The organism is Tardiphaga sp. OK246, assembly GCF_900188215.1.
GTDB classification, from domain to species: Bacteria; Pseudomonadota; Alphaproteobacteria; order Rhizobiales; family Xanthobacteraceae; genus Tardiphaga; species Tardiphaga robiniae.
This window is the reverse complement of record NZ_FZOX01000003.1, coordinates 963,936-977,249: the sequence shown is the minus strand read 5'-3', so window position 1 is coordinate 977,249 and position 13,314 is coordinate 963,936. Positions and strand designations below refer to the sequence as shown.

Genomic DNA, 13,314 nt, shown 5'->3' with positions numbered 1-13,314 from the left:
CCAAATCCTGTGCAGAACCGCAACGCCTCGCGAAGCCGTGATGCGCGCGTGGCAATTTTGTCAGATCGAGACCATGGAACGCGCGATCTTGCGGGAAAAATTCCCCGGGTTCGGGTGGGGTTGGCGCGCCGCACAAAGGCTGTCATGACGGCTGCATCCGCATCGGTCATGGTCGGTCGCCCCTGCCGATTCTGTCCGGATCGTCCGTATTGCAGTGTCCCGCCTTTTCAATGTCCCGGAGTTGCCATGCTCGCTGTCTTCACCCCTGCCGACCACGCCTTAAGAAAATCCGAGCCAACCGATCTCGAAGCGTTGCCGGACAATGCGGTGTGGATCGACATGGTGAAGCCGTCGCCAGCCGAAGACAAGGCGGTGGAGAAACTGGCGGGGGTGGAAATTCCGACCCGCGAAGACATGCAGGAGATCGAAATCTCCAGCCGTCTCTATATCGAGAACGGCGCCCGCTATATGACCGCGAGCTTGATGTGTGGCTCCGACACGGAGTCGCCGCGGATCACGGCGGTAACTTTCATCCTCACCCGGCAACGGCTGGTGACGGTGCGCTACGACACACCGCGTCCGTTCGCGTCCGTCGAACTGAAGCTTGGCCGCAACGCGCCGCCCGGCGCCAATGGTGAAACCATTCTGCTCGAACTGCTCGACGCGGTGATCGATCGGTGCGCCGACATTCTCGAACGCGTCGGCGCCGACGTCGATCAGGTCAGCCACGACATCTTCGAGCCGGATGAGTCGCTGCGGACCGGCCATGCCAAGCGTTATTCCGAAATTCTGATCACCATCGGTCGCAAGGGCGACCTGACCTCGAAAGTACGTGAAAGCCTCGTCTCGATCGGCCGCGTCGTCACCTTCATCACGGCGGAAGCCGAAGGCGTGAAGTGGTCGAAGGACATGCGCGCGCAGCTCAAGACCATGCAGCGCGACGTGGTGTCCCTGACCGATCACGCCTCCTATCTGTCGAACAAGATCACCTTCACGCTCGATGCGATGCTCGGTGTCGTCAATCTCGAACAGAACAACATCATCAAGCTGTTCTCGGTCATGGCCGTCGTGCTGATGCCGCCGACATTGATCGCCTCGGTCTATGGCATGAATTTCAAGGCGATGCCGGAACTGCAATGGGATGTCGGTTACCCCATGGCGCTGATCATGATGCTGTTCGCCGCGGTGCTGCCTTATATGTTCTTCAAGTGGAAGAAGTGGCTGTAGGGCACGTAGGGCGGCACTAACCTCTCATTTGTCATTCCGGGATGCGTCACGCCGGCGAAGCCGGTGGGGTGCAGGCCCGGAATCGATAAGTTCGATCGTGGTTATGGATTCCGGGTTCGCGCAAGGGCGCGCCCCGCAATGACAAATGAGGGATAGCAGCGCCCAAACATTTTTCCTGCATCTCTTGACAATATGCCTATAAAGATTATCTTCCGCTCATCCGGTTCGCGAGGGGGCGCTTCATGAGGCGTCTTGAAGTGGGACAGGGATGCGGCGCCTGCGGGTGTGGGGTGACGTACCCCGCGCACTCGGGAGGCCTTGGGTCACCGTCCGACCCCACTACGGGGGTCTGCCACTCATGCTGGCTGGACGTGGCATTGGTGAACGGCGGGAAACCGTCGGGATCAGCGGAGTGCGGAGCTCTGCGCCTTTGCCCGGAAGAACGGTCCCGGGGACAGAAATCGCCGCGGTGGCGCGCCGGATGGCGTTGCGCGGTTGCAGCTTGCCGGCGTTCCGGCGGAGCGGATCGCGAAAATTACCACCATTTCGCGTCGTCAGGCGCGCTGCCACCCCTCATGTTTCAGGAGGGGGACACCGCTTAGACAACCCCGAGCATGCGCTCGCGGGATCATAAAGGCGCGGGTGTCTGAATCTTTTTCCAACTATCAAAACGCATTCATGATGCGTGTTCGAAAAGCCCAATGATCATAGGCTTCGCGCGATTCCCGCCACAATTTATCCGGTAAAATTCGAGCGTTCCGCTGAACGGTTGCGCTAATGGTTGCTGTCATAACGCTGTCAGAAGCGATGAGGACAGCAATGGTTGACAAAACAGAAACATCGGGACGGAACGTCGTCGATCTCAGGTCCTATCAACAGGCGCGCATGGCCAACGGTCGGGCGCAGGCGATGTCTGCGCGTACCTGCCGGCATTGTGGTGCCGGGTTGATGGACGGCGAATCCGAAGACGATTGTTCCAGCGCGGGGATCAGCGCGGCTGCGCCGATGCCGCGGAAATTTTACGCGGACTAGAAAATCCCGCGCTTTTCGAGGAGCGCCAGAATGGCGCGGTCCTCAGCATGACTATTCCCCACCCGTTACCGCTGATCAGACGTGCTGGCCGCCATTGATGTGGATTTCGGCGCCGTTCACGTATGAACTCGTTTCCGTACACAGCACATAGATGATCTTGGCGACTTCGTCGGGCGTGCCGAGCCGATGCAGCGGGATCTGCTGATCGACGATGGTCTGCGTGCCCGGCGAGAGGATCGAGGTGTCGATCTCGCCCGGCGCGATGGCGTTGACGCGGATGCCGAGGCGGCCGAAATCCGACGCCATTTCGCGGGTCAGCGACGCCAGCGCCGCTTTCGATGTGGCATAGGCGGCACCGGCAAACGGATGCACGCGCGAACCGGCGATCGAGGTGACGTTCACCACCGAGCCTTTGGCCGCCTTCAACTGTTCGATCAGCCCGCGGGCCATCATGATCGGTGCGAAGAAGTTGACGTTGAAGACATGGCTCCAGGTCGCGACGTCAGTATCGATCGAGCCCATGCGCGCGCCACCTTCGGCCTTCGGCGAGATGGCGGCATTGTTCACCAGCGCATGCAGCGCGCCGCCGTTCAGCCGTTCCTTGATGTCGTCGATGGCGCGGACGGTGTCGTCATGGTCGGCGAGGTCGACCTGGATGTGATCTTCGGGGCCGGCATCCCATGGGCAGACTTCCGGAAACGGATGCCGCGAACAGGTCAGCACACGCCAGCCGGCGCTTGAAAAGCGCATCACGGTGGCATGACCGATGCCGCGGCTTGCGCCGGTGAGCAGCATGGTGCGCTTGGGCGCGTTCGATCCTGGATGGCTCACGGGTCTGGTTCTCGTCTCGTTGTCGGCGTTCACGGATACAGTCTCACCTTGGTCCAGGACGTATCTGGTGCCGCGGTGTCGCGGCGGAATTCGATGCGGTCGTGCAGGCGATACGGGCGGTCGTGCCAGAACTCAAAACGAACAGGCGTGATGCGCCATCCGCTCCAGCCTGGCGGGCGCGGAACGGCGCCGATCAGGTGCTTGGCGCCTTCCTTGGCGATGGCCTGTTCGAAGGCAAAGCGGCTTTCCAGCGGCTGCGACTGCTTGCTCGCCCAGGCGCCGATCTGCGCCTGTTTCGGGCGGGTTGCGAAATACTCGTCGGCCTCGGCATCGGTCACGCGGGTGACGGGACCGCGAATGCGGACCTGCCGGCGCAGCGACTTCCAGTGAAACAGCAAGGCAGCCTTGGGATTGGCGGCAAGCTCCTGGCCCTTCTGGCTGGCGATGTGGCTGTAGAACACGAAGCCGTCGGTGTCATAGCCCTTCATCAGCACCATGCGGACGTCCGGCAGGCCGTCGGCGTCGACGGTGGCCAGCGCCATCGCGTTCGGATCGTTGGGCTCGGACGCCTTCGCCTCGGTAAACCACTCGGAAAACAGCGCAAATGGTTCCCCAGCGGCCGTAAAATCACCTGACGTTAACGGAGTTGAGTCTTTGATGGGGGAGGTCGTGTCGGTCATGTCCGGAGTTCCGCTTGCGTTGGCCTGTTGTAGAGAGCTCGCTGCTGCCCCTGCATAGGCAAGACCTATATAGGATACGGCAACGCATTGGCCTATCGGCCATCTGCCCGCTCGGCGCGGCTTTGACAGCAATTCTTATCGGCAGCACCCTCGGTGGTTGCAGTATGGGCCGAAACGAGTCCGCGCTGGCTAGGATGGAGGGCGGCGATGTCACCGGTTCGATTTCGCCGGCATCCGTCCAGGCCACCAATTACGAGCCCACCGAAGCCGATCTTGTCCTGACGCGCACTGCGGCCTCCGATGTCCTTACCAAGGGCAGCAAGGATTCCAGCCAGCCCTGGGAAAACCCGTCGACCGGCGCACGCGGATCGGTAACGCCTCTGTCCAGTGCCTATGTCGCGGAAGGTCGCACCTGCAGGGATTTTCTGGCCAGCTATGTCAACGGCACCAGCGAAAGCTGGATGCAAGGTGCGGCCTGTAAGGGTGACCGCGGCAGCTGGGACGTGCATACGCTGAAGCCGTGGAAACGGAGCTAGTTTTCACCGGCCGGCCGCTTGCGGCCGAGTTGCAAAAATGACACGAAGTCACCAGATGAAGAGAGAGACGGGTTTCGGCCTGCAAATTCAACATGCGGGCCGGTGGCCCGCCTTTTAGTTACCTGAAGGAGAGACGACGGATGCGCGACCCCTATGAGGTCTTGGGGGTGCAGCGGGGCGCCAGCGCTGCGGCGATCAAGAGTGCCTATCGCAAGCTCGCCAAGAAGCATCATCCCGACAGCAACAAGGACGATCCGAAAGCCGCCGACCGGTTTTCGGAATTGAATGCGGCCAACGAGATCATCGGCGACGAGGACAAGCGCAAGCAGTTCGACCGCGGCGAGATCGATGCCGAGGGTAAAGCACGCTTCCAGGGTTTCCCTGGCGGCGGCCGCGCCGGCGCGTCGCAGCGCGGCTTCGAGCATGCTTTCCGCGGCGGTCCCGGTGCGCAGCAGGGTTTTCCCGGCGGTGCCGCCGGCGGCGGTTTCGAGGACATCCTCAACAGCATGTTCGGTGGCGCCAGCCCGCGCGGTGCGCGTCCCGGTGCGCAGGGCTTTGAGTTCGATACCGGCGGCTATGCCGGCGGGATGCCCGATCTGGATCTGAACGTCGCCATGACGGTGACGCTGGAAGAATCCGTGAAGGGCGCCGAGAAGCGCGTGCGCCTGCCGTCCGGCAAGGAATTGAACGTCAAGATACCGGCTGGCGTCACGTCGGGCCAGCAGATCCGGCTCCGCGGGCAGGGCGAAAGCGCGCCAGGACATCGTCCCGGCGATCTGATGATCACCGTCACCATCGCGCCCCACGCTCACTTCAAGGTGGATGGCAACGACCTGCGCGTCGATCTGCCGATCACGCTCTACGAAGCCATTCTGGGGGCCAAGGTGCGCGCGCCGACACTCACCGGTGCCGTGGAGCTTTCAATTCCGAAGAACACCTCGAGCGGACGGGTGTTTCGCCTGAAGGGCAAGGGCCTGCCGCTGGCGGGCGGCGCCGCGGGCGATCTCTACTTCACCACCAGGATCATGCTGCCGGACGGCAACGATGCCGAGCTGGAAGCCCTGATGGAGAAGTGGCGCGAAGGGCACCCGTATCATCCCCGTAGCGATCTGGGGTGAGGTGAGCAGCGATCAGCTCGCCGTCTCATCCCCCCGTCTTCTCCGTCTGATCGTAGATCTGGCGCGCGACGTGGTTGAGCCGGTCCTTGTCGGTCGGGCCTGACACGACATAGCCGACGCCCTTGTCGGCCCAGAACATGGCGCCGTCCTTGTCCTGCGCAGCGTAGCGCATCTGGGTGGCGTCGGCTTTCGCCGCACGCGAAGTGTAGAGCGTGTAGCGCTCACCCGACGGACTCTCATACATGAAGAATGCGGCAGGTGCTTCGGGGCCGGGCAGCAGGCGGCCGCCGACCAGCTTCAATCCGGCCGCCTCGAGTTCGGGTGCCTTGATCTCATAGCCAACGCGCTTCGATAGCCACTGCTGCAGATGTGCACGTTCATTGCCTGCGACTTCGACGGGATGGCGCACTTCGACCACATAGAGCCGATGCGCACCGAGTGCATCCACGGTGAAATTCTGGAACGCTGAGGGCGAAGCTGATACGCCATGTGCGAGCCAGCCGACGCTGCCGCCGGCAACGAAGGCTACCAGCGTTGCGGCGATCGCGCCATAAAGCCATGATCGCGGCTGCTGAACCAGTCGCTCGATCTCCAGCCGCTTTGGCACGGCCTCGTCGGCGATCGCATCGTAACGGGCATGCAGCAGTTCGGCCATCGCGCGCCATGATGCGACGCGCTCGGCATCGTCGGGATGTGTCGTAAGCCATGCCTCGACATCGGCGCGGCGCTCAGCCGGCAATTCATTGTCGACGAAGGCGTGCAATTCGTCTTCGGTCACGGGAATGTTCGGTCCGGTCATTATCATCTTCCCTTTAAATCATTTGACCGCGCGCAGCGCCGGGCGCTCGCCGTCGAGATAGGCTTTGACATGGGCGCGGGCGCGGGCGAGGCGCGACATCACGGTGCCGATCGGCACACCCTGGATGTCGGCGACTTCGCGGTAGCTCAGGCCTTCGAGCATCACGAGCAGCAGCACCGAGCGCTGCTCTTCGACGAGGGCGGCAAGGGCGCGCGAGATGTCGCGCCCTTCGGCTTCGGTCCCGCTGGCATCCGGATTGTTGTCGAACAGCTCGGTGAAGACTGGTTTGCGTGCCAGCGACCGCCGGCGGTTGCGGTTCAGATTGGTCAGAATCGTATAGAGCCAGCTTCTGAGATCGCCGCCGATGAACAGTTTCTCGGAGCGCAGCGCACGCACCAGCGTGTCCTGCACCAGATCGTCGGCAATATCGGTGTCACGCGCCAGCGCTCGCGCGTAGCGGCGCAGCGCTGGAATCATGCTCTCAACGCTTTCACGAAAGGCGCTCATGGGGCTCGTGCCATCCGTTGCAATCCTGACGGTATCTTGGGCGGTCCGCAATTGCGCCGCATCTATCATAACACCTTGGCGGACCGTCTATTCCGGCGTTAAGCCCGGACGGTAAACAGCCGCATAACCGGGCTTTTGGGCTGTACCGGACGCAAGTGCTGGTGTACCCCCAAGGGCAGATCGGCATGGACTGCCAAGTTATCAGCCAAGCAAATAGGATGTGATATGAGTGAAGTTTCAGGCCTGATGAAGGGCAAGCGCGGCGTTATTCTCGGCGTCGCCAACAACCGCTCCATCGCCTGGGGCATCGCCAAGGCGTGCCAGGCGCAGGGCGCGGAGATTGCGCTGACCTATCAGGGCGATGCGCTGAAGAAGCGTGTCGAACCACTGGCCGCCGAGCTCGGCGCCGAGCTTCTGGGGCATTGCGACGTCACCGACGCAGCCACCATCGATGCGGTGTTCGACCGGGTGAAGGAGAAATGGGGCAAGATCGATTTTGTCGTCCACGCCATCGCCTTCTCGGACAAGGACGAACTCGAAGGTCGCTATGTCGACACATCGGCCGAGAATTTCAGCAAGAGCATGCTGATCTCCTGCTACTCGCTGACGGCCATCGCACAGCGCGCCGAGAAGCTGATGACTGAGGGCGGCTCCATCGTTACGCTGACTTATTACGGCGCCGAGAAGTGGATGCCGAACTACAATGTGATGGGTGTCGCCAAGGCTGCGCTGGAAGCCAGCGTGCGCTATCTGGCGGCTGACCTGGGCGTGAAGGGTATCCGCGTCAATGCGATCTCTGCCGGCCCGATCAAGACGCTGGCCTTCGCAGGGATCGCCGACTCCCGCTATCTGCTGAAATATAACGAGGTCAACGCGCCGCTGCGCAAGAACGTCTCCATCGACGAAGTTGGCCAGAGCGCGGTGTATTTCCTGTCCGATATGTCCACTGGCGTGACCGGTGAAGTGCATCACGTCGATGCCGGCTATCACGTGCTCGGCACCAAGGTGCCGGATGCGCCGGACATCAGCATGGGCAGCAAGGACTGATTGCTGACGTCCATGCCGAAGCCAACCATCTATTATATTCGCCACGGCCAGACCGAGTGGAACGCCGCCGGTCGCTTTCAGGGCTCGAAGGACATCCCGCTCAACGATCTTGGTCGGGAGCAGGCGGCACATGCCGGCACCGTGCTGAAAGACCTGCTGGCACGGGACGGGCGCACCAGCGGCGGTGTCGCATTCGTCTCCAGTCCGCTCGGCCGCGCGCGCAACACCATGGAACTGGTGCGCGGCAGGCTCGATCTGCCGCATGACGACTACGGCCTCGACGATCGTCTGCGTGAGATCGGCTTCGGCCACTGGGAAGGCTTTACGCTGGCCGAGCAGGAAGCCGCACATCCCGAGATCTTTGCGGCGCGCTTGCGCGACAAATGGAGCCTGCCGGCGCCGGGCGGCGAGAGCTACGCTGAGGTGCAACTCCGGATGCGCGAATGGGTTGACGGCCTGACGGGCGATACCGTTGCCGTTGCCCATGGCGGTACGGCGCGGGCGCTAATGGTGGCGCTGGGCTTTGAGACGCCGGACGGGGTCAGTGAGCTGCCGATCCAGCAGGGCGCGGTCTATGTGTTCAACGCCGACGGGATGGACAAGTTTAGTTAAGCATTGCGGCTGACCGGGCGATTTGACCCCTCGGACGGCCCGCGTTACGACATCTGCTCAAGCAGCGAGCGCCCCATGTCCCACAACACCTTCGGCCACATGTTCCGCGTCACGACCTTTGGCGAGAGCCACGGGGTGGCGATTGGCTGCGTGGTCGATGGCTGTCCGCCGCTGATTCCGCTCGATGTTGCCGAGATCCAGGCCGATCTCGATCGCCGCCGTCCCGGCCAGTCGCGCTTCACCACGCAGCGCCAGGAGGCCGATGCGGTCAAGATCCTGTCCGGGGTCATGGCGCATCCGGAAACCGGTGTGCAGGTCACGACGGGGACGCCGATCGCGCTGCTGATCGAGAACACCGACCAGCGCTCGAAGGACTATTCGGACATCAAGGACAAGTTTCGGCCTGGTCATGCCGATTTCACCTATGAAGCCAAATACGGGTTGCGCGATTATCGCGGCGGTGGCCGTTCGTCTGCCCGCGAGACGGCGACGCGTGTTGCGGCCGGCGCGATCGCGCGCAAGATCGTGCCCGGAATGACGGTGCGTGCCGCGCTGGTGCAGATGGGACCGCACAAGATCGACCGCGGCAACTGGGACTGGGACGAGGTCGCCCGCAATCCATTCTTCTGCCCGGACAAGGACAAGGCCGCCTTCTTCGAAAGCTATCTCGATGGTATCCGGAAATCCGGCTCGTCGATCGGCGCGGTGATCGAGGTGGTCGCCGACGGCGTGCCCGCAGGTTTGGGCGCGCCCATTTACGCCAAGCTCGATGGCGATCTGGCAGCGGCGCTGATGAGCATCAATGCCGTGAAGGGTGTCGAGATCGGCGATGGTTTCGGTGCTGCGGAATTGTCTGGCGAGGACAATGCCGACGAGATGCGCATGACCAATCACGGCCCGTCATTTCTCTCAAACCATGCTGGCGGCATCCTCGGCGGCATTTCCACAGGCCAGCCGGTCGTGGCGCGTTTTGCAGTGAAGCCGACTTCGTCGATCCTGTCGCCGCGCAAGACCGTCGATCGCAATGGCGCCGATACGGACATCCTGACCAAGGGCCGCCACGATCCCTGCGTCGGCATCCGCGCCGTGCCGGTGGCGGAAGCCATGGCCGCTTGTGTGCTCGCCGATCATTTCATTCGGCATCGCGGACAGGTCGGCTAGAGTAAGTGACTGACCGAAGCCCGCGTTCGCGCGAGTTTGAAAGTGCCAGCCGTGTTGCCCGACAAGCTCAGAGAGATCATCGACTGGCTCAGCGACGGTGCGCGATCCGCGCCGACGCCATCGCGCATGATGGCGGAATGTTGCGAACGGCTTGTCGCTGCGGGGCTGCCGTTGTACCGCGTGGGCATCTTCATCCGCACCCTGCACCCGGAAATCTTCGGTCGCAATTTCATCTGGCGTCCGGAGACCGGGGTGGTCCTCAGCTCGGTTGATTTCGACATTCAGGAGGCGCCTGAATTCCTCAGCAGTCCGCTTGCGCTGGTCTTCCGTGAAGGTGTCGAGGTCCGCAGCCGACTTCATGAACCATCAACCACACCCTTTCCTTTTTTCGACGATATGCGCGCCGAAGGTGTCACCGATTACATCGCGATCCCGCTCACCTTCGTCGACAACATGCTCCACGCATCAAGCTGGACCACCAAGCAGCCCGGCGGTTTCACCGAGGAGCAGCTTGCTGCCTTGAAAGCCGTGCTGCCGACATTGGCGCGGTTGATCGAGGTCATCGGCATACGACGAGTGACGGTGACACTGCTCGATACCTATGTGGGCAATCGCGCTGGCGGACGTATTCTCGGTGGTCAGATCAGGCGCGGCCACACCGAGACCATGCGCGCAGCGATCTGGTTGTCGGATCTGCGCGGATTTACGGCGCTGTCGGACCGATTGCCGCCGGAAAGCGTCGTCGAGATTCTCAACCACTACTTCGATTGTCAGGTGCCTGCGATCCTCAAGCATGGCGGCGAAGTGCTCAAATTCATGGGCGATGGCCTGCTGGCCGTGTTTCCCATTGCCGAGGACGATGCGGATCGTTCCACGGTTTGCGGCCACGCGCTGGCGGCCGCGCGTGAAGCTAGCGCTGCCGTTGAAGCGCTGCGCTGGTCGGATGCGGCAGGTGCAGAAGAGCGCTTTCGCTTCGGTCTGGCACTGCATGTCGGCAAGGTGCTTTACGGCAATATCGGCGGCGGCAACCGGCTCGATTTCACCTGTATCGGCCCGGCGGTGAATCTCGCCGCACGTCTGGAGAAGATCGCCGGCAAACTGCACCGGACGGTGGTCGCGTCGACCGCTTTTGCTGATGTGACACGCGCCGACTGGGCCGATCTCGGTGAATTTCCCATCGCTGGCTTCGCCAAGGCCGAGCAGGTCTATGGATTGGGCGATGAAACCGCGGTCGCTGGCTGAGGTCAGTCGCCGCGCAGATGGGATTGCTTGAGGGCCGCGGTCAGGATCATCAGGGTCACCCAAAGCCGCAGCATCGCGAAGCCGAAGATAAAAACGAAGAAGATCAGGTTTCGGATGAAGGTGTTCGTCGTCGGCGCCTGCCCGTAGATCGCAATCGCGTTGCGAACGAGACCCTGGACAAAACCGAGGCCGAAATAGGCGGCGGTCAGGACCAGAAGGCCCACGCCGAGCCACGCGCTTCGCCTGGCGAATTCACGGCAAGCCGCGAAGAAACGAACCCTGTTGTCATGGCGTTCGACGCCGACGATCATCAGCAAGATCAGCGTGGCGATGGAGGCATTCCAGATCTTTCCGGCCGCCGTCGGCTGATCGAATGCCATGCCATCGATGCCGCCCATGAAGTTCAGGTCCAGCGGCGAGATCCCGAGCGATACAGAGATCATGCTTGCTACAAGCATCAGCGCGCCGATACGCACCAGAATGCGCAGCGATAGTCGGAATTCATCCTCGAGCGTCATCGCTCCGAGATGGGTCTCGCCGTCGGCAAGCTCGATCGACCGCCGTGCGGTCACCAGAAACGCGAGAAGAACGGCAACCGTGGCGACGAAGATGGCCGGCAAGGCGATAACGCCACCGCTGAACGCGATCACGCGCATTCCCGCTGCCAGCACGAGCCAAGGCAGGCATTCGATGAAGCGCAAAGGCCCGAACGACAATTCCGGCCGGGATACATATTGCTTGCGGAGTGCAATCGACATCTGGCGAGCTTGCCACATGCCGCCCAACCTCGGATTGAGCCGATCGTTAAATTTTTATCGTCTTGGTGGCCAAAGCAGAAGCGCCACGTCCTATTCTTCCGGCTCGGTCGTGAACAGAAGCGGATAGCCCTTGGCGCGGCCGGCATCTGTCGCGCGGGTCGCCTTGGTCTCGGCGACGTCACGGGTGAACACGGCGACGACGCAGACGCCGCGTTGATGCGCCGTCATCATTACCTTGGCGGCTTGATCCTCGGACATGCGAAATTCCGCCTTCAGCACCCGCACGACGAACTCCCGCGGCGTGAAGTCATCATTGACGAGGATAACCTTGTACAATTTCGGCCGCTCGACCTTCGGCTTGGTCTTAGTCTGCGGGGCGGTGACACTCTCGGGCATGCACACTCATCCGGACGATCGCGCTCTGGGGCGGCGACGCGACGATGATCACTCGGCCGGGCAATCCTTGAGGCGTTGCACGGCATCCTGATCGCCGCGCTGCACGGCCATTGGTTTCAGTTTACAGGCTCCGGGGACGTCGCGAAACTGCGGGTTCTGCGATAGTTTGAGATCGACCAATGCGGCGAGCGCGTCAGGCTCGCCAAGTTCCGCAGCCTGAAATGCCTCATACAGAACGATGTTGAGCGAAGAGATCTGAACCTGCGGATGGCTGGCCAGCAACCGCAGGGCCTTCAGCCTGGATTCGTAATCCCAAACCCCGGCAGTGATCAGTAAGTCGATCCCCTCTGACACGTCGCGTGGCACCAGCTTTCCATCGAGATAAAGCTGGCCGAGCAGGCCACTCGCGCTCGCTTGATGGCGCTGGCTTTGCAAGATCGATAATGCGCGCTTCGGATCGGCCGGGCCGCCTTCGCCATCGAGCAGCATCTGCGCCAGCTCGGTATTGCCTCCCAGATGATCGCGCGCAGCCTCTTCAAATAGTTTGCGGGCGCGCACAGGATCGTTGGGACGCGTGGCTTCAGCCAGCGCCGCCTTGGCGCCAAACGAGCCGCCTTGGGCGAGACGTTCGAGTAAATCCCGGCCGAGGGTCTGCTCGTCCGGCTGTGGGGATCGCGCGAGAAGCCGGGCAAGCCTGATCTGCTGGTCCGCACGGGTGACGTTCTCCGGCAGCGGCAACCGAAGCGCGCGCTCGGTCCAGTATCGTTCGGCCGAGGCGTCCCGCTTCACGATGCCGCCACGGCCATAGTTGATGGCGAGCCTGTTTACCGCTGACGGGTTGTCCAGTTCGGCTGCCTTGATCAGCGCGTGCTGTGCCTCGTCGCGCGCAATCAGTTGCGGGCGATCAAGATGATAGTCCCATGAATTGTGCGACTCATAGATTGCGTAATTTGCCTCGCTATCGTTCCGGGCTGCGGCCTCGCGCAACAGTGCGACCGCCTCGGCGCGCCGTTCATGCGGCAGCGATTGAGCGAAGGCCACCTTGTTGCGGACATCGTCCGGAGCTGCAGCGAATGCTTCGCTGCAGGCGGCCTGGCGCATCCGGTAACGCAGCTTCTCTTGTTGCTCGGGGAGGTATTCGGTGGCGTTCCGCAAAAGACGGCGGCATTCGTTGGCTGCGTTGGCGCCGAACGGCTGAATAGGTTCGTCCTGTTCGGCGGCCCCTGTCTTGCGCTGTTCGGTAGGTGCTGAAACGAACAAAGCGATCGCTGCGCCGATGCAAGCGAGCAGTACGGCCCACACGATCGCGTGCCGCGCTGCGGGCTGGCGGCCACCGTTCATCGGCGCGTTCAAGGCGGCACTCATGTC

General features: G+C 62.3%; 14 protein-coding genes. 7 read left to right on the top strand and 7 right to left on the bottom strand.

Annotation, left to right across the window (positions count from 1 at the left end; all coding sequences use genetic code 11):
- The first annotated feature begins 246 nt into the window (after positions 1 to 246).
- A complete protein-coding gene (locus CHC01_RS17570; protein ID WP_089265493.1) occupies positions 247 to 1,227 on the top strand; it encodes a magnesium transporter CorA family protein in 981 nt (326 codons plus the stop codon).
- Positions 1,228 to 2,334: 1,107 nt separating this feature from the next.
- Here CHC01_RS17570 and CHC01_RS17560 read toward each other — a convergent pair.
- Entirely contained in the window at positions 2,335 to 3,054 is a 720-nt protein-coding gene (locus CHC01_RS17560) for an SDR family NAD(P)-dependent oxidoreductase (RefSeq protein WP_089265492.1), read from the bottom strand.
- A gap of 65 nt (positions 3,055 to 3,119) precedes the next feature.
- Positions 3,120 to 3,770: a pyridoxamine 5'-phosphate oxidase gene (pdxH, locus tag CHC01_RS17555; protein ID WP_089265491.1), complete on the bottom strand. Its 651-nt coding sequence runs from the start codon at positions 3,768 to 3,770 to the stop codon at positions 3,120 to 3,122.
- 122 nt (positions 3,771 to 3,892) lie between these two features.
- On the opposite strand from pdxH, the gene CHC01_RS17550 reads away from it, so the two are divergent.
- Positions 3,893 to 4,306 carry an RT0821/Lpp0805 family surface protein gene (locus tag CHC01_RS17550; protein ID WP_089265490.1) on the top strand — a complete coding sequence of 138 codons (414 nt, stop codon included), beginning with the start codon at positions 3,893 to 3,895 and terminating at the stop codon, positions 4,304 to 4,306.
- Positions 4,307 to 4,446: 140 nt separating this feature from the next.
- Positions 4,447 to 5,424 (top strand): DnaJ C-terminal domain-containing protein, encoded by a 978-nt coding sequence (locus CHC01_RS17545; protein WP_089265489.1) that lies wholly within the window; start codon positions 4,447 to 4,449, stop codon positions 5,422 to 5,424.
- 25 nt (positions 5,425 to 5,449) lie between these two features.
- Here CHC01_RS17545 and CHC01_RS17540 read toward each other — a convergent pair whose 3' ends face one another.
- Positions 5,450 to 6,223 carry an anti-sigma factor family protein gene (locus CHC01_RS17540; RefSeq protein ID WP_089265488.1) on the bottom strand — a complete coding sequence of 258 codons (774 nt, stop codon included), beginning with the start codon at positions 6,221 to 6,223 and terminating at the stop codon, positions 5,450 to 5,452.
- Positions 6,224 to 6,241: 18 nt separating this feature from the next.
- A complete protein-coding gene (locus CHC01_RS17535) occupies positions 6,242 to 6,730 on the bottom strand; it encodes an RNA polymerase sigma factor (RefSeq protein ID WP_089265487.1) in 489 nt (162 codons plus the stop codon).
- Between the two features lie 225 nt (positions 6,731 to 6,955).
- Here CHC01_RS17535 and fabI point away from each other — a divergent pair, with 225 nt between their 5' ends.
- The 4 genes from fabI to CHC01_RS17515 all read left to right on the top strand — a co-directional run bounded on the left by fabI (position 6,956) and on the right by CHC01_RS17515 (position 10,792).
- The gene (fabI, locus tag CHC01_RS17530) at positions 6,956 to 7,777 is read left to right on the top strand and encodes an enoyl-ACP reductase FabI (RefSeq protein WP_089265486.1); all 822 of its coding nucleotides are present in this window, start codon (positions 6,956 to 6,958) and stop codon (positions 7,775 to 7,777) included.
- A 12-nt stretch (positions 7,778 to 7,789) separates the two neighbouring features.
- Positions 7,790 to 8,389 (top strand): histidine phosphatase family protein, encoded by a 600-nt coding sequence (locus CHC01_RS17525; RefSeq protein WP_089265730.1) that lies wholly within the window; start codon positions 7,790 to 7,792, stop codon positions 8,387 to 8,389.
- Positions 8,390 to 8,464: 75 nt separating this feature from the next.
- Complete coding sequence (aroC, locus tag CHC01_RS17520) at positions 8,465 to 9,550, top strand: chorismate synthase (protein WP_089265485.1); 1,086 nt, start codon at positions 8,465 to 8,467, stop codon at positions 9,548 to 9,550.
- A gap of 51 nt (positions 9,551 to 9,601) precedes the next feature.
- A complete protein-coding gene (locus CHC01_RS17515) occupies positions 9,602 to 10,792 on the top strand; it encodes an adenylate/guanylate cyclase domain-containing protein (RefSeq protein WP_089265484.1) in 1,191 nt (396 codons plus the stop codon).
- 2 nt (positions 10,793 to 10,794) lie between these two features.
- Here the strand turns inward: CHC01_RS17515 and CHC01_RS17510 are convergent, their stop codons facing one another.
- The 3 genes from CHC01_RS17510 to CHC01_RS17500 form a co-directional block, all read right to left on the bottom strand.
- Positions 10,795 to 11,550, bottom strand: a complete 756-nt coding sequence (locus CHC01_RS17510; protein WP_089265729.1) for a hypothetical protein — start codon at positions 11,548 to 11,550, stop codon at positions 10,795 to 10,797.
- A 90-nt stretch (positions 11,551 to 11,640) separates the two neighbouring features.
- Entirely contained in the window at positions 11,641 to 11,946 is a 306-nt protein-coding gene (gene clpS, locus CHC01_RS17505; protein ID WP_089265483.1) for an ATP-dependent Clp protease adapter ClpS, read from the bottom strand.
- 48 nt (positions 11,947 to 11,994) lie between these two features.
- The gene (locus tag CHC01_RS17500) at positions 11,995 to 13,311 is read right to left on the bottom strand and encodes a tetratricopeptide repeat protein (RefSeq protein ID WP_176454617.1); all 1,317 of its coding nucleotides are present in this window, start codon (positions 13,309 to 13,311) and stop codon (positions 11,995 to 11,997) included.
- Between the last annotated feature and the right edge of the window lie 3 nt (positions 13,312 to 13,314).